Origin of the sequence: Micromonospora narathiwatensis (assembly GCF_900089605.1) — a bacterium.
GTDB lineage: Bacteria > Actinomycetota > Actinomycetes > Mycobacteriales > Micromonosporaceae > Micromonospora > Micromonospora narathiwatensis.
On record NZ_LT594324.1, the window covers coordinates 5,251,239 to 5,273,450 of the forward strand.

The window sequence follows — 22,212 nt, forward strand, 5'->3', positions numbered from 1 at the left end:
CGATCATCGAGCTGGAGCACGCATGCCGGTTCACACCAGCCGTCGCCCGCCCGCACCGGAGCCCGGAGCACCCGGGCGGGTGCCCCCGATCCTTCCGCATCGGGCCGGCCCCGGGGGTCGTGGCCCCGGCGGGGCGAAGCGGCGGGCCGGGCGCAGGGACCCGTTGTGGGCACGGCTCACCCTGATCTTCGGCGCGGTGCTGATGATGACCAGCGGCGTCGCCATCGTCGGTGTCAAGGCGATCATCGGTCAGGCCACCAGCAGCATCGACCAGGGCAACCTGCTCGGCGACGCGGGCAAGACCAGGGCCGAGGGCGGCAAGAACCTCGCAGGCCCGATCGACATGCTGCTGCTCGGCGTGGACGCCCGCAAGACCTGGGCCGCCGACGACGTCCGCTCGGACACGATCATCATCCTGCACATCCCGGCCACCCACGACCAGGCGTACCTGATCTCGATCCCCCGGGACACCGAGGCGCACATTCCGCCCTTCGAGAAGAGCGGCTACCGGGGCGGCGTCGACAAGATCAACGCAGCCTTCCAGGCGGGCGCCCGCAACGGTGGCGGCTGGGAGGGCGGCGCCCAGCTGATGGCCAAGACCATCAAGGGGATGACCGGGATCGGCTTCGACGGTGCCGCGATCATCAACTTCGGCGGCTTCAAGAAGATCATTGACGCCCTCGGCACCGTCCGGATCTGCGTCAGCCACGAGGTCAAGTCGAAGCACATGTCGTACGTCGACGGCAAGCCGATGTGGAACGCCGACGCCGAGAAGCTCGGCAAGCCGATGACCCAGGTGGTGCACAAGAAGGGCTGCCGGGAGATGAAGGGCTGGGAGGCCCTCGACTTCGCCCGCCAGCGCTACGGCCTGCCGAACAGCGACTACGACCGCCAGCAGAACCAGCAGCAGCTGATCAAGGCGATGGCGAAGAAGGCCACCGAGAAGGGCATGCTGACCAACCCGATCAAGCTGAACCAGCTGATCAAGGCGGCCGGCGAGTCGCTCATCCTCGACACCCACGGCGTGTCGATCGGGGACTTCATCTTCACCCTCAAGGGTGTCACCGGCAACGACGTGGTCGCCCTACGCACCAACGGCGGCACGTACGCCACCAACGCCAACAACCGGGAGTCGCTCAACAACCTGAGCATGCGGATGTTCGACGCGGTCAAGGAGGACACGCTCGCCGATTTCGTGGTGGCGAATCCGGCGGTCCTCTCCACCCGGAAGTCAGCGTGACCCGGCGGTAACCCCGGCGAATCCGACCACCGTCGGGTGACCGGACCGTAGCCTGATGTGAGCAGGTCTCACGTCAGAGCTGCGGGGAGGGGTGTCACGGCCAGGCCAGCACGGACCAGACGCGGGCGGGGACGATCCGCCCGCTGGACCCGATTCCTCCTCGGTGGCGGCCTCGCCCTGGTCCTGCTCGCCGCACTCGGGCTGGCGGGGCTGCACTGGCTCACCCACCGCTACGACCGCACGGTGACCAAGCAGGAACTGCTCGACCCGGCCGCCCGGCAGCCGCGTACCGACCTGTCCCGCGCGCTCAACTACCTGCTGATCGGCTCGGACCACCGGCCCGGGGCCAATCCCGAGGACCAGCGCTCCGACAGCATTCTGATCGTGCACGTGCCGGCCGGGATGCGGCAGGCGTACCTGATCTCGATTCCGCGCGACCTGCTGGTCACCATTCCGCCGGCGCCCGGCTACGGCGGCGGCCAGGACAAGATCAACGCGGCGATCGAGCACGGCGGCGGCGGCGAGGCCGGTGCCCGGCTGCTCTCCACCACCCTGAGCCGGCTCACCGGGATCCGCTTCGACGGCGCCGCGCTGCTCGACTTCTCCGGCTTCAAGGAGGTCATCGACCTGCTCGGCGGCATCCGGATGTGCGTCGACACCGAGGTCCGGTCGGTCCACACGAAGACGCTGTTCACCCCCGGCTGCCAGCAGATGGACGGCGCCCGGGCCCTGGACTACGTCCGGCAGCGCTACGACCTGCCCAACGGCGACTACGACCGGCAACGCCACCAGCAGCAGATGCTCCGCGCGGTGCTCGACAAGGCCGGCCAGACGCACCTGCGCGACGACCCGGTGAAGCTCGACCGGGTGCTCCGGGCGGCCGGCGGCGCGCTGACCGTGGACACCAACGGTGTGTCGCTGGACGACCTGCTCTTCGCGTTCCGCGGGCTGCCGCCGGACGCGCTGCACGGCGTGCAGGTCCCGTCGTATCCGCAGATCATCGACGAGGTCTCGTACGTGGTGCTGGACAACGGCGGCGGCGGGCTCTTCGACGCGCTGCGGGCCACCCGGGTGCCGGAGTGGGCCGTGGCCAACCCCCGCTGGGTCAACCGGCTGTGACCCGGCCGGCGGTCTAGGCTTGGTAGCCGTGTTCGGACCCCAGGTTCCCAGCGTGCCCGCGTCGGCCGTGCCCGACGACACCTACCTGCTCGACGTCCGTGAGGACGACGAGTGGGCCGTCGGCCACGCGCCGGCCGCCCACCACCTGCCGATGACCGAGCTGCCCGCCCGGCTGGCCGAGGTGCCCGACGATCGCGAGGTGGCCGTGATCTGCCGCTCCGGCGGGCGATCCGCGCAGGTCGTCGCGTATCTCCTGCGCAACGGCTGGGAACAGGTGCGCAACGTCGAGGGCGGGATGGGCGACTGGGCCGCCGCGGGCCGTCCGGTGGTCACCGACGACGGGCAGCCGGGCCGGGTCGCCTGAGGCGCGCCGAGCGACATGACCACGCCCCTGGTCTTCGCGCACCGCGGCTCCTCGTACGACCTGCCCGAGCACACCCTGGCCGCGTACCTGCGGGCGCTCGACGAGGGAGCCGACGGGCTGGAGTGTGACGTCCGCCTCACCCGCGACGGGCACCTGGTGTGCGTACACGACCGCCGGCTGGACCGGACCAGCAACGGTCACGGGCTGGTCAGCGCGCGTACCCTCGACGAGTTGGAAGCGCTGGACTTCGGCTCGTGGCACCCCGGCGGGGTGGCGGTCGAGGGGGACGAACCGCTCGACGAGTCGCACACCCGGCTGCTCACCCTGGAACGGCTGCTCGACGCCGTACTGGCCGCCGGCCGGCCGGTCCGGCTCCTGGTCGAGACAAAGCACCCCTCCCGGTACGGCGGGGAGGTGGAACGCCGCCTGGTCACCCTGCTGCGCCGGTACGGCCTCGCCGAACCCGGTCCGGACGATCCGGTCCGGGTCACCGTGATGTCCTTCTCCCCGCTCGCCGTACGCCGGATCCGCGACCTCGCGCCCGGCCTGCCCACGGTACTGCTGCTGGAGGTGCTCCCGCGCTGGCTGCGGCTGGGCCGGCTGCCGTTCGGCACCCGGATCGCCGGGCCGGGGATCGGCCTGGTCCGGGCCCGGCCGCAGCTCGTACCCGCGCTGCGGTCGGCCGGTAACCAGGTCTACGTCTGGACGGTGAACGAGCCGCAGGACCTGGAGCTGGTGCTGGCCGCCGGGGTGGACGGGGTGATCACCGACCGGCCCGCCCGGGCACTGGCCCGGCTCGGCCGTTGAACCCGGTCGATCCACCTGGCGGCCGGTCCCGCGCCGACCGGGGGTGTCCCCGGACCGGCCGGCGCGGCACACTCGGGGCATGCCGGAGCGCACCGACTACCCCGCCCTCATCGCCGGACACACCGGTGTGATCACGCTGATCAACTCTGGGGCCTCCGGACTGCCCATGCTCACCCGCCTGCTCCGGGTGGTCCAGCCCGCGGTGTGCGCGGCCGGCCTGGCGTTCGTCGAGTTCACCCCCGCCGGGGGGCGGGTGATCGCGGCGACCGGCGGCGCCGAGTTCGTCGTCGGCCGGCCGCTGCCGGCGACCGACCCGGCCACCGTCTGCCTCCTCGCCGGCCCAGTCGTCCGCCAGGTGCGGCTGGACGCCGTCCCGGGGGCGCTCGCCGACGAGGTGGCCGGGCGGGGGCTGTGCCGGATGATCGTGGCCCGCGCCGAGATCGGCGGCCTCACCGTGGGCAGCCTGCACGCGCTCTATCCCGACGGGGAGCCGCTCGACGACTCCCAGCGCGCCGTCATCGGGTACGTCGCCGCCTGCATCGCCCACATGTACGGCGACCAGAGCGGCCTGCCGGTGCACGGCGACGGCCCGGTGGTCGCCGCGCTCGCGGACGGCCTCGCGGTGGTGGACCGCGCGGACCACGTACGGCTGTGGAACCCGGCCGCCGCGCAGGTGACCGGGTGCCCGGGTGTCGATGCGCTGAACCGTCCGTTCCCGTTCCCGCTGCCCCCGTCCGGGCAGGTGCTGGACCACCGGATGCCGGACGGCCGCTGGCTGCGGATCACCTCCGGGGAGCTGCCCGGTCCGGGCGCGCTCCGGGTGGTCACCTTCCGGGACATCACCGACCAGCGGCGCCGCGACCACGACCGGGACCTCTTCGTCGCGGTGACCAGCCACGAGCTGCGTACCCCGGTCACCGTCATCAAGGGGTACGCGGACACCCTCACCGACCACTGGGAGTCGCTCGACGACGACGACCGGCGGCACGCCGCCCGGATCATCGGGCAGCGGGCCAACGAGTTGGCCCGGCTGGTCGACCGGCTGCTCACCGCCGCGACGGAAAACCGGCGTGGGGAGCCGGCCGCCCCCTTCGACCTCACCGACGCGCTGCGGACCGCGGTCACCGACCTGCCGGCGGACGTCCGGCACCGGGTCGTCCTCGACCTGCCGGCCGACCTGCCGAAGGCGCTCGGCGACCGGCACAGCCTGTCCACCGTGCTCACCGAGCTGAGCACCAACGCCGGAAAGTACTCCCTGCCCGACACCCCCATCGAGGTCACCGCCGAGGCGACCGAGCGGACCGTGTCCTTCCAGGTCGCCGACCGGGGCATCGGCATCCGGCCCGAGCACGTGGAGCGGGCGTTCGACCGGTTCTGGCAGGGGGAGTCCGGCGACCGCCGGCGCTACCCGGGGGCCGGACTGGGCCTCTATCTCGTCCGCCAGATTGTTGAACAGCAGAATGGTTGGGTATCCCTCCGACCGAGGGCCGGTGGGGGTACGGTCGCAGAGGTGTGGCTGCCCCGGGGATGACCAGGGCCGTTGCGGGGTGGAAGGGCGATGGTGTCGACGCGTTCGGCCGAGCGATCGTGGTGCGTGGTGGTGCCCCATCACGCGACCGGCGCACGCCTGGCCCGGCACCGGCTCGCCGACGAGTTGGCGGGCGTCGTGCCTCCGGCCCTGCTGGCGGATCTGGTCGCGGTCCTCGCCGAGCTGGTGGGCAACGCCGTACGCCACGCCGACCCACTGCCCGGCGGAGTGGTCCGGGTGGCCTGGCGGCTGCGCCCGGCGGCCGACGGGCAGCGCGTCCAGCTCCGGGTCACCGACGGCGGCGCCGCCTCGGGTCCGTTGCTGCGGCCGTCGGCTCCGGAAGCGGTCGACGGGCGCGGGCTGCACATCGTCGCCGGCCTCGCCAGCCGCTGGGGAGTCGAGCGGGACGGCCTCGGCCAGAGCGTCTGGGCCGAGTTCGATCCGGCCGGCTCGATCCGGCCGGACCTGGTCGTCGCCGGCTGAGCATGCTGGGAGGCGGGTCCTGCCCACGGCGGCCCGGCCCGACATCTAGGCTGTGTCGCCATGAGCGAGCGCAGCGAGCGTGGTGCCGAGGTGGCTGCATGAGCAAGCGTCAGCGAGCGAATCATCAACGCAGTGCGATGCCGCCTCATGGCGGCACGCAGCGAAGCGGAGTGCCGGCATGAGCAAGCGTCGGAAGAGTCAGCGGGCCGCCGCCGAGGTGGCCCCGAAGCGGGAGAAGGTGCGCGACGTCTTCGTGCCCCGACCGTTCGAGGGACTGGTTGACGAGCCGGAGTGGATCGCGCTGCGCGAGCTGGTCCCGGCCGCCACCGCGCCGCTGCGGCTGACCCCCGAACTGGTCGAGGAGTACGGCGAGCGGCCGGTCACGCTGGCCACCGTGCTGCCGATGGCCGCCCCCGCGATGACCAAGCCGGACGGGCGGGTCTTCATCGGCCTGCAGCGACACCAGCAGTCCGGCGACGTGTCCCGGGACCTGGCGGACGCGCTGCTCTGCGCCCTGCGTACCGAGCCGGGCGGCCAGGTGGCGGTGCCGCCGCTGCCCGGCCCCGGGCCCCGCCTCCAGGACATCCTGGTGGACGGCCCGTTGGAGATCAGCATGCACGACGGGTTCGAGTTCTGGCTCGACCCCGGGGCGACTGACGACCCGAACGTGCAGGCGTCGCTGGAGCGGGCCAACGCGGCGGTCTACCCGACCGTGAAGCTGGCGGCGGCCCGGGCCGCGTACTGGTGCCAGGTGCCGGAGAAGGCGCACGTGCGCTGGGTGCTGCCGGACGACGAGGACACGGCGCTCAACGCGCTGTCCCGGCTGAGCCTGGCCGGCACGCTGACCCTCGGCGACACCACCCGCTTCGCCGGCATGTTCCGGGCACACGGCCGCCTGGTGCCGGTCTGGGACCTGCCCGAGGACGTCCCGGCCGCCGACTGGGAGGAGCGGGTGGCCGAGTTCGCCAAGCGGTACGCCGAGGCGCTGGAGGAGCGGGAGCCGCTGGACGCCGCCGGACGCCGCGCCCGTCAGGGTCTCCTCGGCCGCCAGCTCACCCTGCGCTGACCCGACCGTCGCCGACGGGCCCCGGTTCCGGCCGGGGCCCGTCGCCGTCAGCGGCGTAGGGGTTCGCGGACCAGCGGGCAGGACATGCAGCGCGGCCCACCCCGCCCGGAGCCCAGCTCCGAGCCGGCGACGGCGATCACCTCGATGCCGGCCCGTTCCAGCTGGGCGTTGGTCTCCACGTTCCGCTCGTAGCCCACGCAGAGCCGGGGCGCGAGGGCGAGGGTGTTGTTGCCGTCGTCCCACTGCTCCCGTTCGGCGGTGACCGGGTCTAGGCCGGTGTCGATCACCCGAAGCTGGTCGAGGTCCATCGCGTCGGCGGCGGCGCGCAGGAACGGCGCCGGGCCGTCGACGCGCGGCTCGTCGCCGTCCGCCCCGGCGATGACCGTGTACGCCGACAGTTCGCTGGCGATGTTGGGATACATCAGCACGGCGTCCACGTCGACCATCGTGCAGACCGTGTCCAGGTGCATGGTGGCCCGCTCCTGGGCGATCGGCACCACCAGGATGGTGTGCGCCAGGCCGGCGGCGAAGACCTGCCGGGCGAGGCGCTCCGCTCCGGCCGGCGTGGTCCGCTCGCCCACCCCGACGGCGAGCACCCCGGGCGTGAGCAGCAGCACGTCGCCGCCCTCCAGGTGCTCCAGCCCCGGGTGGTAGACGAACTCCGTACCCGCGAAGCGCGGGTGGTGGCGGTAGATGGTGTCGGTCAGCGTGGTCTCCCGCCGTCGGGCCGGCATGGCCAGGCTGGTCACCCCGACCCGGTCGCCGATCCAGACCGAGGAATCCCGGGTGAACAGCAGGTTGGGCAGGGGATCGACGACGAAGTCGTGCCGGTCCATCAGGGTCCAGACCAGGCCGCCGGGCCGGTCGGGACCGACCCGCAGCTCCTCGTGGGCGAGCCCGGCGATGAACACGTCGGCCAGGGCGGCCGGGTCGAGGTACCCGAGGTGGTCGGCGACCCGCCGACGCAACGTGTCGCCCAGCCGGGGCGACCGCAGCACGGCTTCGGTCAGCTCGGCCCGGGCGTCCGGGACGGCGAGCGTCTCGGCCAGCAGGGCGGCCAGATAGAGCACCTCCACCCCGCGGGAGCGCAGGGCGGCGGCGAAGGCGTCATGCTCCTCCTGCGCCCGGCCCACCCATGGGATAGCGTCAAAGAGCAACGCGTCGTTGTTGCGTGGGGTGAGGCGGGCCAGTTCCGGGCCGGGGCGGTGCAGCAGCACCGTGCCGAGCCGGGCGACCTCGCTGTCCACATAGTGGGTCACCCTCGCAGCGTAGGACAGGCGTCGGCACCATCCGGGAAAAGAAGTGTGAATGAATATGGCATTCATCCACACTCATTCCGGCGGTCCAACTTGCCGACCACCGGGGTGCGCAACGTAGGGTAGTGGAGACATAACTTCGAGAGACCTTTTGCCGGAGGTCGCGATGACTGTCTTTCCCGCTCGTCGAGCCGTGTCGACCCGAGCCCTGCCACCGGTCGCGGCGCCACCGCCCCGCGCCGATTCCGCCTCGGTGCTCGACCCGACCCGCCCGACCCCACTGGAGTGGGCACGCCGCCGCCGGGCCGAGCGGGGTGCCCGCCGGCTGGAGGCGGCCGGAGCCCGGGCGCTCGGCCAACTCGACCACCTCGGTCCCGCCTGGCACGTCGTGGAGTGGCCCCGGACGGATGTCTCGGACGTTCTCCTCGACCGGGGCCAGGACGACCGGGCCGGGTTCCTCGCCATCGGGCCGAGCGGGCTCTTTGCGGTCACCGTCGCCGACCACGGCCGCGCCCGGGTGCTCGTCGCCGGCGACGTGGTGCAGATCAACGGCAAGCGTCCGCCCTATGTGGCCGAGGCACGCCGGGACGCCAAGCGGGCCAGCAAGGCCCTCTCCGAGGCGGTTGGCCTGCCGATTCCGGTCACCCCGGTGCTGACCTTCGTCGGCTCCGGGGTCATCAGCGTCTACGGCCTGCCCAAGGACTGCCTGATGGCCACCCACCGGGAGCTGGACCGGCTGCTCGTGGCGGGTGGCAACCGGATCAGCCCGGCCACCGCCGAGAAGCTCTCCCAGGTCGCCCAGCACCCGTCCACCTGGTTCAACGGCACGTACCGTCCAGCGGCCGACTACCGGTGGTACGGGGAGGGCCGAACGGCCGCTGACAAGCGCGCCGCCCACCGGTAACGTCTGCGGGGACGCCACGCCGGCCCGCGGCTCCGCCTCCGGTGGTTCCGTCGGCCCGCGCCGTCGTCGACCGTCCGACCCCGGGCACCCGTCGCTCCGACACCTGCCCCTGCGGCCCGTCAACGCTCTGGGGGCACCCGGAGCGGTACGGGCGGCCGGTGGGCCCGGCGCGGTCGCGCGGTCGCCGTGCCGACCGGCTAGCGTGGACGGACCGTCGGTGTACATAGGAGGCGCGGTGGCCCACGTCGAACTCTCGCTCTCGGAAGTCTTCGTGCCCGCGCCGGGGACACCGACCGAGCAGGGGTCCGACAACGTCGGGCAGTGGTCCGGCGCGGTCTACCGGGCGGCCGAGCCGTGCCTGCTGATCGACGCCGACACCACCGTGGTGGCGATCTCCTCGTCGGGCTGCGAGCTGCTCTGCCTCGGCGCACCTGAGGACGTGATCGGGCGACCGTTGCTGGAGGGCGGCCTGCGCCTGGTCGACTTCACCGCCAAGCCGAGCGAGCTGACCGAGCAGGACACCGACAAGATCCCGCCGCTGCTCGCCCTGCACTCCAAGCGGCTGGCCCGCGGACTGCTCCGGGTCCAGGGGTCCGGGACCGAGGCCGGCAGCACGGTCGACGCCATCTCCACCCCGGTGCTCGCCAACGGCGAGGTGGCCGGTTCCCTCACCTTCTTCTCAAAGCTCTGACCTGCGAAAACAGGTGACCCGCGCCGCACCCGGCGATGCTGGGGCCGGCCCTCGTCGAGGCCGTATGGTGCCCTCATGCTCGATGTCGCTCTGCTGCCGGGCGAGTACGCCGTGTGCCGCCTGCCGGCCGGCTCCACCCTGCCGTCGCGCACCTGGAGCGAGTTGGGCGACGGGGACGTCGTGACGGTGAGCTGGACCGCCGACGGAATCTCCCTGATCTGCCCGACCGGCCGGGCGCCGGAGCAGGCGGTCGTCGAGACCCGGTGGCGCTGCCTGCGAATCGTCGGTCCGCTGGACGGGCCGCTCACCGGCACCCTCGCCGCGCTGGTCGACCCGCTGGAACGGGCCCGGGTGAACGTGGTGGCCTGCTCCACGTACGACACCGATCACGTGCTGGTTCCGGCGGTGCGGCTCATCGAGGCGACGAGCGCGCTGGAGCGGGCCGGGCACCGGGTGCACCGATGACCTTCACCTGATCAGGTGATCCTCCTACGATGGGCTCGGCCGACCGGCCGCAATGACGCCCCTCGATACCCGAGGATCGAACCGTGGCACCCACCCCACCCTGCCCCACCGCCCGTCGGAAGCCGAGCCGTTCGGCGGCGCCGCGCGCCGTCGCGGCGGCCATGGTCACGCTGCTCTCCCTCGCCGCCTGCGACGCCCCGCCCGAGCTGCGTGAGCAGGCCGCCCCGACCGGCACCGCCACCCCCACGTCCACGCCGACGCCGAGCGCGACGCCGACCGCCTCGGACACGCCGGACACCGCGCCCCGTTCGCCCACCCCCGACCCGAGCGCCACGCCCTGCGCGTCCGGCCCGACCGGCGACCGGGTGACCGCGCTGCTGCGCGGCCACGCGCGGGTGCTGCCCCGGGACGTCCGGGTCACGGTCCGGAAGGGCCCGCTCTGCGCCGAGGACTGGCAGTACACCGTGCTGGCGGTGACCGGGCACGAGGAACTCCAGGCGGTCACCCGGGGAAAACCGGCCGCGCTGGAGCTGGTCACCGCCGGGACCGACGTCTGCTCGGCCGAGGTACGCGCCGCCGGACCACCCGGCATCCGGGCCTTGGCCTGCGACGGCGTACCGGGTGCGTAGGCTGGTCGACATGCCGGGAACACCGCCGACCCGCTTCGTCTACCTGGGCCCCGAGGGCACCTTCGCCGAGCAGGCGCTGCGTACCGTCCCCGCCGCCGAGCGGGGCAGCCGGGAGCCGGCCCGCAGCGTCGGCGAGGCGTTGGACGTCGTACGCGCCGGGGAGGCGGACGCGGCCCTGGTGCCGCTGGAGAACTCGATCGGCGGCGCGGTCGGGGTGACCCTCGACGAGCTGGCCGAGGGGGACCCGCTGGTGATCACCCGGGAGGTGATCCTGCCGGTCGAGTTCGTGCTCGCGGCCCGCCCGGGCGGTTCCCCGGCCGAGGTGCGGAGCGTGGCCGCGCACCCGCAGGCGTCCACCCAGTGCCGGGGCTGGCTGCGCGACCACCTGCCCGAGGCGACCGTGGTCGACGTCCTGTCCAACGGTGCCGCCGCGGCGGGTGCCGCGATGGGCGAGTACGACGCCGCCATCTGCGCCCCGATCGGGGCGACCCGGCACCGGCTGGCCGTGCTCGCCGACAAGATCGCCGATCATCCGGACGCGGTGACCCGGTTCGCGCTGATGTCCCGCCCCGGCCCGCCCCCGCCGCCCACCGGCGACGACGTCACGTCACTGGCGGTCTACATCGCCCACGACCGGGTGGGCGCGCTGCTCTCGGTGCTCATGGAGCTGGCCGTACGCGGGGTGAACCTGACCCGGATCGAGTCCCGCCCGACCGGCGAGGCGCTCGGCCGGTACGTCTTCTTCCTGGACTGCACCGGGCACGTCGCCGACGTGCGGCTCGGTGAGGCGTTGCAGGGGCTGCACCGGGTCTGCGCCGGCGTACGCTTCCTCGGGTCGTACCCCCGGCACCGCTGGAGTCCGGCGGCGAGCGACCGGCCGGTCCCCGCTCCGGCCGGCCTCTCCGACGTCGACTACGCGGACGCGGCGGCCTGGCTGACCCGGCTGCGCGCCGGCCGGCTGAGCTGACGCGGCGCCGGACGCCCGGACGGACGCCCCGCGCCCCGGACGGTCACTGCAACAGGCCGCCCAGCAGGCCGCCCTGCTCCTGCTGCTGGTTGCCGCCGTGGCGACCCGGCCGCTCCTCGGACGGCTGGACCACGACGAAGCCCTGGCCGGCGAAGCTCATCGTGAACGCCTCACCGGTGGTCCGGCCGATCAGCGTGCCGAGGCCGAGCTGGTCGGCCCGGTGGTAGCCGGTCTGGAGGCTGGCCGACCAGCAGACCGCCGCCTGCGGGTCGACGTACGTCGGGGCGTCCACGTTGAGCACCACCGGGGCCCCGTCGGTGGTGATGGCGATCCGGCCGTGGCCGGTGAAGACGCAGTTGAACAGCCCGGACGAGGCGAAGCCCATGCCGCTGACCATCTTGATCTCGTAGGTCAGCGTGGAGTCGAAGGCGAGGACGCTCGATCCGTTGATCGACAGCGCGTCACCGGGCTCCAGGTCGATGATGTGCACGTCCTTGGCGAAGTCGGCGAGGAAGACGTCACCGTGACCGCTGACCTTCATCAGCGGGACGCCCTCGCCGGTGAGCCGCTGCTTGAGGTACTTGCCGATGCCGCCGGAGCCGAGCGCCTGGAACTGCACCTGCCCCTGGTACGCGACCATGGACCCGACCCGGGCCATCGCCTCACCGTTCAGCTCGATCTTGAGCATCTTGGAGTTCTGCAGCCGCATGCCCGGCTGCTGGGACTCCTTTTCCAGGTTCTCCGCGGAGAACAGCGCGCTGCGCATGGGTTTCCTCCTGCATCGGGGTGCGCCTGACCAGGAGGCTAGAGGACCGCCGCAATGCCCCGGATCGGCCGAGCGGAGCGACGGACGGGCACCCCTCAACCCCAGCCGAGGGCGTGCAGCCGCTCGTCGTCGATGCCGAAGTGGTGGGCGATCTCGTGCACCACGGTCACCGCGACCTCGTCGACGACGTCGTCCTCCGTGTCGCAGATCCGCAGGATCGGGCGGCGGTAGATGAGGATCCGGTCCGGCAGGACGCCGGAGTAGTCCCAGCCCCGCTCGGTGAGGGCGTGCCCCTCGTAGAGCCCGAGCAGGTCCTCGCCCGGGGGCGGGTCGTCCTCGACCAGGATGACCACATTGCTCATCAGCCCGAGCAGTGCCTCGGGCACCTCGTCGAGGGCCTCGCCGACGAGTTCCTCGAACCGTTCCCGGCTCATTTCCACGGCCACGCCGCCCATCCTGCCCCGACCCGCCGCCACCCGACCACCTCGTCCGGATCGGGGGCGGCGTCCGCCAGGCGTACGTGGCCGCGTGGCGCGGGTCGGGGCCGGAACGGATCAGCCGAGGCGGGCGGTCAGCGTGATCTGCGCGCCCGGGGAGAGCAGCCGCGAGATGGGGCAGTTCTCCTTGGCCGCCTCGGCCAGCTTGGTGAACCGGGCCTCGTCCATGCCGGGGGCCTGGCCGACGGTCTCCAGGTCGATCCGGGTCACGGTCATGCCCGCGTCGGTCTTGTCGAAGTGCACCTTGGCGGTGGTCTCCACCGACGTGTCGGTCGCGCCCGCGTCGGCGAGCTGCTTGGAGAGGGCCATCGAGAAGCAGCTGGCGTGCGCGGCGCCGATCAGCTCCTCGGGGTTGGTCCCCTCGCCCTCCTCGAAGCGCGACTTGAACGAGTAGTTGCCGGTCAGGCCGCCCTTACCGGTGCGGACCGTGCCGGCGCCCCCGGCGAGATCGCCCTGCCAAAGTGCGGAAGCGGTACGAATAGGCATGACACCGACGCTAACCGAAACCGGACCGCCCCGCACCGGCCAGTGACGAGCCGGGCACGGAGGGAGGCTCGCCGTCCCTGTCGCCGAGTGCCGGCTGTGCCATGATTCGACGCAGGCCCGCGCGGAGCGGAAGGGTGGCCGATGTCCCAGGATCTCCCCATCCCCAGGCAGGACAACCGGTCCGACGGCATGACCGTCGTGGAGTGGGGTGACGCCGAACCCGCGCCGCCCGGCCGGGTCGGCCGCTCGCTGGCCGGGCTGGGGCGGGACCGCCGGCTGCCGCCGCTGCTCGCCGGACTCGGCGCGGTCGCCGCGGTCGCCTCGTTGGTCGGCGAGTGGCTGGTGATCACGGTCCCGAACGGTGGCCCCGAGGGGACCACCACGGTCCGGGTGCCGGACGGGGTGACGGACGTGGGCGGCTTCGGGGTCGCCTACCTGGTGGGGCTGCTCGGCCTGGCCTGCGCGGTCGCGCTCGCCCTGCGCGGTGCCGGCCCGGTACGACAGAACGCCCGGGTGGCCGGCCTCGGCCTCACGGCCGCGATGCTGGCCGTGCTGACCGCCACGGCGTTCTCCCTGGACGACACGGGCCAACGCACCCTCTTCTTCTCGCCCGAGGACGGGTTCCAGGTCGACCACGGGCGCGGCCTGGTCATCGCCTTCGTGGCCGTCGTGCTGCTCGCGGGCGCCCTCTACCTGTCCGGCCGGGAGGGCGGCGAGCTGCCCGATCCGGACGGCGAGGCCGAAAAGCCGCCGCCGGAGCGTGGCCGGTCGGGCTGGGGCTGGGGCCGGCACCGGGCGGTTGACGACGAACTGCCCGCCCCGGCCGACCTGACGGTCGAGCCCAGCCTGCCGTTCGCCCGGCCCGAACCACCACGCTGAGCGGGGGCGCGGCCGGACACCGGACCGCCGCCACGGGTTGGTGTCCGATTCGCCGAAAAGCCATGGTTGCGACCTGTTCCGCGAGATACGGTTGCGGCCCGCCGGTCGTGGGCCGAGGCACCGACGACCTGGACGGCTGGCGCGACGGCGGCGGGCGAAGGAGGAACCATGACCCGCCCGGGGCTGCCCAAGCTGATCGCCACCGACCTCGACGGCACGCTCGTCCGCAGCGACGACACCGTCTCGGCGTACACCCACGAGGTGCTCGACCGGGTACGGGCCGCGGGGATCCCGGTGGTCGGCGCGACCGGCCGCGGACCGCGCCTGACCGAACTGACCCGCAACGACATCCGCGCCGCCGACTTCCTGGTGATGGCCGGCGGGGGCCGGGTGGTCGACCAGAGCGACCCGACGGGTCCGCTGCTGCTGCGCGACGAGCGACTCTCCGGGGCGGTGCTCGCCCGGCTGCTCGTCGACCTGGAGGCCGCGGTCGGCCCGCTGACCGTGATGGTGGAGGCGTCCGACGAGCACGACGCGCCGCTCTGGGGCGACTACCACCCGAGCTGGCCGTACCCGGACCGGTTCGAGGCGCGCAGCCGCGAGGAGTGCCTCTCCTGCGATGTGATCAAGGCGTTCGCCCGGACCGCCGACCACCACGTCGACGAGCTGCTGGCGGCGGCCCGGCGGATCGTCCCGCCGGAACTGGCCACGCTCACCCAGGCCGGGCTCGGCTTCATCGAGATCTGCCCGCCGGGGGTGGACAAGTCCACCGGGCTCAGCGTGGTGGCCGAACGGCTCGGCGTCGACCCGGCGGAGGTGCTGGTCTTCGGGGACCAGCCGAACGACCTGCCGATGTTCGGCTGGGCCGGCTGGGCGCGGGTGGCGGTGGCCAACGCCCATCCGGAGGTCCGCGCGGCGGCCGACGAGATCACCCTGCGCAACGACGACGACGGAGTGGCGATCTACCTGGACCGACTACTCTCCCGGTGATGGGAGAGAGACCTCGGCTGATCGCGACCGACATCGACGGCACGCTGCTCCGGGACGACCGGACGCTGAGCCCGCGCACCGTCGGGGTGCTGGCCCGGATCTCGGCGGCGGGCACGCCGGTCGTGCTGGTCACCGGCCGTCCGATCCGCTGGCTCCAACTCGTGTACGACCAGCTCGCCGAGCCGCTGCCGGCGATCTGCGCCAACGGGGCGGTGGTGTACGACCCGGTTGCCGACGAGGTGCTCCGGGCCGACCCGCTCGCCCCCGAACTGCTCGCCGAGGTGGCCCGGCGGCTGCGGGCCCAGGTGCCCGGGGTGAGCTTCGCGGTGGAGATCGTGGACAGCCGGCAGATGCGGCACGAGGTGCACTACCCGCTGCGCTGGGACGCCGACACCGACGCGATCCGGGCCATCGAGTCGCCGGAGGAGTTGCTGGCCGTACCGGCGGTGAAGCTGCTGGCGCGGGCCGGCGAGCAGGACCCGGACGGGTTCGTACGGGTGGTCGCCGGGGCGCTGGCGGGGCTGGCCGAGGCGACCCACTCCTCGTACAGCGGGCTGGTGGAGATCTCCGCCGCGGGCGTGACCAAGGCGGCGGGCCTGGCCTGGTACGCGGCCCGGTCCGGGATCGACGAGCGGGAGGTGCTGGCGTTCGGGGACATGCCGAACGACGTACCGATGCTCACCTGGGCCGGGCGGGCGGTGGCGGTCGCCAACGCACACCCGGCCGTACTGGAGATCGCCGACGAGGTGACCGGGTCGAACGCCGAGGACGGCGTGGCGGCGTACCTGGAGCAGATCTTCGGGGTGGGCTGAGGGCCGGGGCGGACCCGGGCCGTCAGAGGTACTGGCCCGGGGCGTGCCCCTCGTTGGTCGGCGGCATGCCCGGCATGCCGGGGGCCATCCCGCCGGGGCCACTGGGCAGCGCGGCCCGCCCGGAACGCATCTGCTCCAGCTGGACCCGGGCGGCCATCTGCTGGGCGACCAGGGCGGCCTGGATGCCGTGGAACAACCCCTCCAGCCAACCGACCAGCTGGGCGTGGGCGATCCGCAGCTCGCTCTCGCTGGGCGCCTTGTCCTCGGTGAACGGCAGCGAGATGCGCTCCAGTTCCTCACGCAGCTCGGGGGCCAGCCCTTCCTTCAGCTCGACGATCGACCGCTCGTGGATCTCCCGCATCCGGTGCCGGCTGGCGTCGTCGAGGGGGGCCGCCTTGACCTCCTCCAGCAGCTGCTTGATCATGCTGCCGATCCGCATCACCTTGGCCGGCTGCTCCACCAGCCGGGTCGGGTCCTCGCCCTGGCCCTCCTCGGTCAGCACCGTGCCGACCGGTCGGCCGTCCGGCCCGACCACCACCACGGTGCCGGGGATGCCGTCGTTGTCCTGTTCGTCGTGCTGTCCGGCAGAACGCGCTTCGGTCATGGCACCCATCTTTACGCAGCCGCCGCCACTCGCACGAGCCGGGACCGGCTCTGGGCGCGAACCACCCGGCCGGGGCGCGCTACCGTCGCCGTCATGTCCGCAGACCCGCGCGCCGTACTGACCCGGCCGGCCCCGCCGCCGGACGTGACGGTCGCCTACGGCGACCACCCGGAGCAGCTTGCCGACCTGCGCCGGCCGGCCGTCGGCGGGCCGGCCCGCCGGCTGGTGGTCGTGGTGCACGGCGGCTTCTGGCGAGCCGAGTACGACCGCGGCCACACCGGCCCGATGGCCGCCGCGCTGGCGGCGCTCGGACACCCGGTCGCCCAGGTCGAGTACCGGCGCACCGGCCAGCCCGACGGGGGCTGGCCGAACACCCTCACCGACGTGCTGGCCGGGGTGGCCGCGCTACCCGGGCTGGCCGCCGCCGCGCTGCCCGGCCTGGTGGCGCCCGCTCCGCCGATCCTGGTCGGGCACTCGGCGGGCGGGCACCTGGCCCTCTACGTGGCCGCGCACGCCCCGGCCACCGTCGGGGGCGTGCTCGCGCTGGCGCCGGTCGCGGACCTGGCGGAGGCGTACCGGCTGGACCTGGACGGGGGCGCGGTGGCGGCGCTGCTGGGCGGCGGCCCGACCGAGTTCCCCGACCGGTACGCGGCCACCGACCCATCGGCATTCGTGGCGATCCAAGCACGGACAGTAGTCATGCATGGCACCCTCGACCGCCAGGTTCCGGTCGCCATGAGTCGTTCCTGGGTAGCTGCCGCCCAGGGTGCCGGCACCCCCGCCACCCTCATTGAGCTGCCCGAATGCGAGCACTTTGGACTCATTGCCCCCGACTCGGCGGCATGGCCGCAGGTGGTCGGTGCGTTGCGGTCCCTGCACGATGATCTTCCGACCATTGACGCAGCGTCGCCAAGCAGGTAGAACGCCGGTGGGGCGTACGCCCTGGCAGCCCTTTCGGGAAGGAAATCGGTGTCGCAGATGAACCGCAGGCGGGCACTTCAGCTGCTGGCCGCTCTGGGTACCACCGGCCTGGCAGCGGGCTGCGCCTCCGGCTCCCAGGGCACCGACCGCCCGGGCAGCCCGATCAAGATCGGCCTCATCGTGCCGGGAAGCGGCCCGAACAAGACCGTCGGCGACGACATCGCCAACGGGTTCCGGCTCTTCCTCAGCCTCAACGACCAGCAGCTCGGCGGTCACCCGGTCACCCTGTTGACGGCCGAGGAGGGCGACAGCGCCAAGACCGGCCTGGTCGCCGTCGACCGGCTGGTCAAGGAAGGCGTGCTGGCGCTCACCGGCGTGGCCAGTTCCGCCGTCCTGTTCGGCATCCGAGACGCGGTCGAGCAGGCCCGGGTGCCGCTGATCGCCTCCAACGCCTCCACGATCAGCCTGCAGAGCGTCGTCTACATCTGGCGGACGGCGTACGTGCTCAACGAGCCGGGCCAGGCGCTCGGCCAGTACCTGCGGGAGAAGCTGGACGCGAAGAGCAAGATCGCCGTGTTCGCGCCGCAGGACACGAGCAGCCAGGACGTCATCAAGGGTCTTCGGCGCGGCTACGAGCAGGACGGTCGCCGGATCAAGGATCAAGATCTGATCTACACCCCCAACCTGCCCAACCCGAGCAAGGGCGTGTACGCCGCGTCGATTCACAAGGCGCTGCTCCGGAAACCGGACGCCGTCTTCTGCCACTACGCCGGCACCGCCGCGGTGACCTTCATCAAGCAGCTCTACAGCGAGGGCTACCGGGGACCGATCTACGCGCCCGGGTTCCTCACCGAGGGCACCGTGCTGAGCCAGCTCGACGACGACGAGGGGGGCGAGCTGCGGACGCTGATCGGGCGGTACGGCATCGAGACCGTGCTGAACTACTCGGCCGACCTCAACAACAGCGCCAACCGGGTGTTCGCCTCGGCGTACCGCAAGACGCACAACGCCACCCCGACCACCTACGCGATGGCCTCGTACGACGCCGCGCAGGTGCTGGACAAGGCGATCCGGCTGGCCGGCGGGGAACCGAATGCGCAGCAGGTCAACCTGGCGCTCGGCAAGGTCGGGCAGATGGACAGCCCGCGCGGCGCCTGGCAGTTCAACCAACCGCGTACCCCGCAGCAGAAGTGGTACCTGCGCCGGGTCCAGCGCGACGGCCGGATGCTGTCGAACGTCGTGATCAGCGAGCTGGCCACGCTCGGCTGACCCCCTGCGTACGCGAACGGGCGACCTCCCCGCGAGGAGGCCGCCCGTTTCCGCGCTCGGCGGGGGCGTGCGTCAGTGGCGCAGCTCGGCGATGCAGCACTTCACGCTGCCGCCGCCCTTCTTCAGCTCGGCCAGCTCGACCGGGACGGGGGTGTACCCGGCCGCCTTGAGCTTGCCGGCGAGCCGGGTCGCCTCGCTGTTCAGCACGACGTTGAGCCCGTCGCTGACCAGGTTCAGGCCGAAGGCCAGGGCGTCCTCGTCGTCCGCGAGCACCGCGTCGGGGAAGAGCTGGGCGAGGACCTTCTGGCTGGCCGTCGAGAAGGCGCCCGGGTAGTAGACGACGTTCTCGTCGTCGATCGAGGCGAGCGCCACGTCCAGGTGGTAGAAGCGCGGGTCGACCAGGCGCAGCGAGACCACCGGTCGGCCGAGCGCCTCCTGCGCCTCGGCGTGCGCCGCCAACTCGGTACGGAAGCCGTGCCCGGCGAGGATCAGGCCGCCGTGCGCGTCCGGCAGGTACGCGAAGTCGCCCTCACCCTCGTTGGTCTCGCTCGGCGCGATGAACCGCCAGCCGTTCTCCTCGTAGAACGCCCGGTGCGCGGCGGCCTCGGCGGCCCGCTGCTCGTGCTTGAACTGGGCGCCGTAGACCGTGCCGTCCACCACGAAGGCGCCGTTGGCCGCGAAGACCATGTCCGGCAGGCCCCGCTCGGGCGCGAGCAGGTGCACCTCGTGACCGAGGCTGACGAGGGTCTCCCGGAGGCGGTCCCACTGCTTGACCGCCAGCTCCGCGTCGACCGGCGCGGTCACATCCATCCACGGGTTGATCGCGTACTCGACCGCGAAGTGCTCGGGCGAGCACATGAGATATGTCCGCTTTCGCGGGACTCGCTGCTGGTTCACGGTCACCAAGAGTAGGTACGGTAGAACTTTGGTAACAGCCACAACCATTGCTTCCCAGAGGCGGAACGTTGCAGATAGACGCGGTCGACCAGCGAATCATTGCGTTGCTCGTGGCAGATGCCCGCGCCTCGTACGCGGACATCGGCGCGCGAGTGTCACTCTCCGCCCCCGCGGTCAAGCGACGCGTAGACCGACTCCGATCCGCGGGAGTCATCCGGGGCTTCACCGCGGTCGTCGACCCGGCCGCCGTCGGCTGGACCACGGAGGCGTTCGTCGAGCTGTTCTGCGCCGGCCGGACCACCCCGGCGCAGATCGGCGCCGCCGCCCGCCGGCACCCCGAGGTGGTCGGCGCGTACACCGTCTCCGGGGAGGCGGACGCGCTGGTGCACCTGCGGGCCGCCGACATCGCCCACCTGGAGGAGGCGCTGGAGCGGCTGCGGGCGGAGTCCTTCGTCACCTCGTCGCGCAGCACCATCGTCCTCTCCCGGCTGGTCGAGTCGCCCGGCGTCGGCCCGTCCGGCTCCTGATCCCGGCCGCGGTGGGCCGCGCGCCCGGCCATCGGCGGTGGGATCGGGCCCGGCCGTCAGCGGCGGGGATCGGGCCCGGCGATGGGGGCGGGCACGGCCGCCGGCCCGGTGGGCGCACCACCGGTGACCCCGCCGCTGCGGCTCGGGGCGGAACCGGGTGGGGCGGGGCGGCGTCGAAACGGACATGAGACCGGTAACCGCCGTCGCCGGTACGGTCGGCCTGCTCGCGCTGCCCCTGCTGGCCGGCAGCGCCGTCGCCACCGTCCCGACGGTTTCAACTCCGGGTCCGCCGCCACCCGCCGCGCTCCGGCTGGTCGCGTACGACTCGTGCGCCGAGGCGCTGGCCGGGCTGCGGGCGGCCGCCACCGCCACCGTCGGCCCGTGGGGCTTCGGCCCGGGCTGGCGGCGTGCCGGGGGCATCGTGCCGGCGCAGGGCGACAACGTCATGGGGCGGGAGGGCGGCACCGCTCCCGCGCCGGCGTACTCCACCACGAACAACCACGAGCCGGGTGCCGACGAGCCGGACCTGGTGAAGACCGACGGACGACGGATCGTCACGGTCGCCGGCGGGGTGCTGCGGGTGGTGGATCCGGCGACCCGGCGGGAGACCGGCCGACTCGACCTCGCCGGAGCGGACCGGGGCCGGTGGTGGCCCGACAACGATCTGCTGCTGCACGGCGACCGGGCGCTGGTGCTGGTTCGGTCACCCGGGCCCGAGGTAGGCCCGTGGCCGGCTCGGGACGAAGCCGACGTCCGGCCCCGGCTGCTTCTGGTCGACCTGGCCGGGCCGCCGAAGGTCGTCGGGACGTACCGGATCGAGGGCAGCCTGCTCGACGCCCGGATGACCGGATCGACCGTCCGGGTGGTGGTCCGCTCGGAGCCACGGCTCGCCTTCCCGTACGCCGAGCGGAGCACCGACGCCGAGCGGACCGCGGCCAACCGCGCGGTGATCGCGAAGGCCGGCCTGGACGCCTGGCTGCCCGGGTACGAGTGGACCGCCGACGGCGTTCGGCACACCGGCCGGGTCGGCTGCGACCGGCTGAGCCGGCCGGCGGACGCCACCGGCACCTCCCTGCTCACGGTGCTCAGCTTCGATCTCGCCGCCGGCGGGCTCGGCGACGGCGATCCGGTCAGCGTCGCCTCCGACGCCGACACCGTGTACGGCACGCCGGGCAGCCTCTACCTGGCCGGCGTCGCGGAGCCCGGGCCGCGCCGTTGGGACCGGCCATGGCGGCCGGAGTCCGTCCGGACGACGATCTACCAGTTCGACACCGGCGCTCCCGGGCGCCCCCGGTACGTCGCCGCTGGCAGCGTCCCCGGCTCACCCGTCAACCAGTACGCCCTCTCCGAGTGGCAGGGTCACCTGCGGGTGGCCACCACCCGCGAGAACCGCCGGGGTACGACCAGCGCGTCGGCCGTCCACGTGCTGACCCGCCGGGGCGACCGGCTGGCCCAGACGGGCGTGGTCGGCGGCCTGGGCCGGGGCGAGCGGATCTACTCGGTCCGCTACCTCGGCGGCACCGGCTACGTCGTCACCTTCCGGCAGACCGACCCGCTGTACGCGCTCGATCTGACCGACCCGGCCGCGCCCCGGGTCACCGGAGAGCTGAAGATCACCGGCTGGTCGTCCTATCTGCACCCGGTGCCGGGAGACCGGCTGCTCGGAGTCGGGCAGGAGGCTGACGCCCGAGGCCGGCCGCAGGGCCTCCAGGTCTCCCTCTTCGACGTCCACGACCCGGCCCGTCCCACCCGCCTGGCCCGCTACCACGTGCCCGTGGACATGTCGACGGCCGAGTACGAACCGCACGCCTTCCTGTTCGAGCCGACCACCGGGCTGCTGGCGTTGCCGCTGGTCACCGGCTCGATCCGGCTGCTCACGGTCACGGACCGGGACATCGCCGAGGTCGGCACGGTCGACCACGGAACCGGCCAGGCCCGCCGGTCCCTGCTGGTCGGCGGGGAACTCTGGACCGTCTCGGAGGCGGGGCTGCGGGTCACCGACCCGAGGACCGCCCGCAGCCTCGGGTGGCTGCCCCTGACCTGAC

General features: G+C 73.1%; 25 protein-coding genes. 19 read left to right on the forward strand and 6 right to left on the reverse strand.

Annotation, left to right across the window (positions count from 1 at the left end):
• Positions 1-22 precede the first annotated feature (22 nt).
• The 7 genes from GA0070621_RS22990 (at position 23) to GA0070621_RS23020 (ending at position 6,607) form a co-directional block, all read left to right on the forward strand.
• Positions 23-1,240 carry an LCP family protein gene (locus tag GA0070621_RS22990; protein ID WP_091199588.1) on the forward strand — a complete coding sequence of 406 codons (1,218 nt, stop codon included), beginning with the start codon at positions 23-25 and terminating at the stop codon, positions 1,238-1,240.
• A 243-nt stretch (positions 1,241-1,483) separates the two neighbouring features.
• Positions 1,484-2,359 (forward strand): LCP family glycopolymer transferase, encoded by an 876-nt coding sequence (locus tag GA0070621_RS22995; RefSeq protein ID WP_091199590.1) that lies wholly within the window; start codon positions 1,484-1,486, stop codon positions 2,357-2,359.
• A 28-nt stretch (positions 2,360-2,387) separates the two neighbouring features.
• Entirely contained in the window at positions 2,388-2,723 is a 336-nt protein-coding gene (locus tag GA0070621_RS23000) for a rhodanese-like domain-containing protein (protein ID WP_091199591.1), read from the forward strand.
• A 15-nt stretch (positions 2,724-2,738) separates the two neighbouring features.
• A complete protein-coding gene (locus GA0070621_RS23005; protein ID WP_091199593.1) occupies positions 2,739-3,530 on the forward strand; it encodes a glycerophosphodiester phosphodiesterase in 792 nt (263 codons plus the stop codon).
• Between the two features lie 79 nt (positions 3,531-3,609).
• Positions 3,610-5,061, forward strand: coding sequence for a PAS domain-containing sensor histidine kinase (locus GA0070621_RS23010; protein ID WP_091199595.1), 1,452 nt, complete (start codon positions 3,610-3,612; stop codon positions 5,059-5,061).
• 27 nt (positions 5,062-5,088) lie between these two features.
• A complete protein-coding gene (locus GA0070621_RS23015) occupies positions 5,089-5,541 on the forward strand; it encodes an ATP-binding protein (protein WP_167667184.1) in 453 nt (150 codons plus the stop codon).
• 178 nt (positions 5,542-5,719) lie between these two features.
• Entirely contained in the window at positions 5,720-6,607 is an 888-nt protein-coding gene (locus GA0070621_RS23020) for a DUF5926 family protein (protein WP_091199597.1), read from the forward strand.
• A 47-nt stretch (positions 6,608-6,654) separates the two neighbouring features.
• On the opposite strand, the gene GA0070621_RS23025 is transcribed toward GA0070621_RS23020, so the two are convergent.
• Positions 6,655-7,866 (reverse strand): arginine deiminase, encoded by a 1,212-nt coding sequence (locus tag GA0070621_RS23025; protein ID WP_091199599.1) that lies wholly within the window; start codon positions 7,864-7,866, stop codon positions 6,655-6,657.
• Positions 7,867-8,029: 163 nt separating this feature from the next.
• On the opposite strand from GA0070621_RS23025, the gene GA0070621_RS23030 reads away from it, so the two are divergent.
• From GA0070621_RS23030 to pheA, 5 genes are all read left to right on the forward strand, one after another.
• Complete coding sequence (locus GA0070621_RS23030; RefSeq protein WP_091199601.1) at positions 8,030-8,767, forward strand: hypothetical protein; 738 nt, start codon at positions 8,030-8,032, stop codon at positions 8,765-8,767.
• Positions 8,768-9,002: 235 nt separating this feature from the next.
• Positions 9,003-9,458 (forward strand): hypothetical protein, encoded by a 456-nt coding sequence (locus GA0070621_RS23035; RefSeq protein ID WP_091199604.1) that lies wholly within the window; start codon positions 9,003-9,005, stop codon positions 9,456-9,458.
• Positions 9,459-9,533: 75 nt separating this feature from the next.
• Positions 9,534-9,923, forward strand: a complete 390-nt coding sequence (locus GA0070621_RS23040) for an ACT domain-containing protein (protein ID WP_091199606.1) — start codon at positions 9,534-9,536, stop codon at positions 9,921-9,923.
• Between the two features lie 161 nt (positions 9,924-10,084).
• A complete protein-coding gene (locus tag GA0070621_RS23045; protein WP_091199609.1) occupies positions 10,085-10,552 on the forward strand; it encodes a hypothetical protein in 468 nt (155 codons plus the stop codon).
• A gap of 10 nt (positions 10,553-10,562) precedes the next feature.
• Positions 10,563-11,519 (forward strand): prephenate dehydratase, encoded by a 957-nt coding sequence (pheA, locus tag GA0070621_RS23050; RefSeq protein ID WP_091199611.1) that lies wholly within the window; start codon positions 10,563-10,565, stop codon positions 11,517-11,519.
• A gap of 43 nt (positions 11,520-11,562) precedes the next feature.
• Here the strand turns inward: pheA and GA0070621_RS23055 are convergent, their stop codons facing one another.
• The 3 genes from GA0070621_RS23055 to GA0070621_RS23065 form a co-directional block, all read right to left on the reverse strand.
• Positions 11,563-12,285, reverse strand: a complete 723-nt coding sequence (locus GA0070621_RS23055) for an AIM24 family protein (protein ID WP_091199613.1) — start codon at positions 12,283-12,285, stop codon at positions 11,563-11,565.
• A gap of 95 nt (positions 12,286-12,380) precedes the next feature.
• On the reverse strand, positions 12,381-12,725 hold the full coding sequence (locus GA0070621_RS23060) for a metallopeptidase family protein (protein WP_197674101.1): 345 nt from the start codon (positions 12,723-12,725) through the stop codon (positions 12,381-12,383).
• Positions 12,726-12,839: 114 nt separating this feature from the next.
• Positions 12,840-13,268, reverse strand: a complete 429-nt coding sequence (locus tag GA0070621_RS23065; RefSeq protein WP_091199615.1) for an OsmC family protein — start codon at positions 13,266-13,268, stop codon at positions 12,840-12,842.
• 141 nt (positions 13,269-13,409) lie between these two features.
• On the opposite strand from GA0070621_RS23065, the gene GA0070621_RS23070 reads away from it, so the two are divergent.
• The 3 genes from GA0070621_RS23070 (at position 13,410) to GA0070621_RS23080 (ending at position 15,949) form a co-directional block, all read left to right on the forward strand.
• Positions 13,410-14,147, forward strand: coding sequence for a hypothetical protein (locus tag GA0070621_RS23070; protein ID WP_091199617.1), 738 nt, complete (start codon positions 13,410-13,412; stop codon positions 14,145-14,147).
• A gap of 168 nt (positions 14,148-14,315) precedes the next feature.
• On the forward strand, positions 14,316-15,137 hold the full coding sequence (locus tag GA0070621_RS23075; RefSeq protein WP_091199619.1) for an HAD family hydrolase: 822 nt from the start codon (positions 14,316-14,318) through the stop codon (positions 15,135-15,137).
• Entirely contained in the window at positions 15,137-15,949 is an 813-nt protein-coding gene (locus GA0070621_RS23080) for an HAD family hydrolase (protein WP_091199621.1), read from the forward strand. The genes GA0070621_RS23075 and GA0070621_RS23080 overlap by 1 nt, the downstream gene beginning before the upstream one ends.
• A 22-nt stretch (positions 15,950-15,971) precedes the next feature.
• Here GA0070621_RS23080 and GA0070621_RS23085 read toward each other — a convergent pair whose 3' ends face one another.
• Positions 15,972-16,562, reverse strand: coding sequence for a bacterial proteasome activator family protein (locus GA0070621_RS23085; protein WP_091199623.1), 591 nt, complete (start codon positions 16,560-16,562; stop codon positions 15,972-15,974).
• An 84-nt stretch (positions 16,563-16,646) separates the two neighbouring features.
• On the opposite strand from GA0070621_RS23085, the gene GA0070621_RS23090 reads away from it, so the two are divergent.
• Positions 16,647-17,474, forward strand: coding sequence for an alpha/beta hydrolase family protein (locus GA0070621_RS23090; protein WP_091199625.1), 828 nt, complete (start codon positions 16,647-16,649; stop codon positions 17,472-17,474).
• A 48-nt stretch (positions 17,475-17,522) separates the two neighbouring features.
• Entirely contained in the window at positions 17,523-18,743 is a 1,221-nt protein-coding gene (locus tag GA0070621_RS23095) for an ABC transporter substrate-binding protein (protein ID WP_091199627.1), read from the forward strand.
• Positions 18,744-18,815: 72 nt separating this feature from the next.
• Here the strand turns inward: GA0070621_RS23095 and ddaH are convergent, their stop codons facing one another.
• The gene (ddaH, locus tag GA0070621_RS23100; protein WP_407940307.1) at positions 18,816-19,649 is read right to left on the reverse strand and encodes a dimethylargininase; all 834 of its coding nucleotides are present in this window, start codon (positions 19,647-19,649) and stop codon (positions 18,816-18,818) included.
• 59 nt (positions 19,650-19,708) lie between these two features.
• Here ddaH and GA0070621_RS23105 point away from each other — a divergent pair, with 59 nt between their 5' ends.
• Both GA0070621_RS23105 and GA0070621_RS23110 read left to right on the forward strand, forming a co-directional pair.
• Positions 19,709-20,167, forward strand: a complete 459-nt coding sequence (locus GA0070621_RS23105; protein ID WP_091126566.1) for an Lrp/AsnC family transcriptional regulator — start codon at positions 19,709-19,711, stop codon at positions 20,165-20,167.
• 184 nt (positions 20,168-20,351) lie between these two features.
• Entirely contained in the window at positions 20,352-22,211 is a 1,860-nt protein-coding gene (locus GA0070621_RS23110) for a beta-propeller domain-containing protein (RefSeq protein WP_091199631.1), read from the forward strand.
• The last annotated feature ends 1 nt before the right edge of the window (position 22,212 follow it).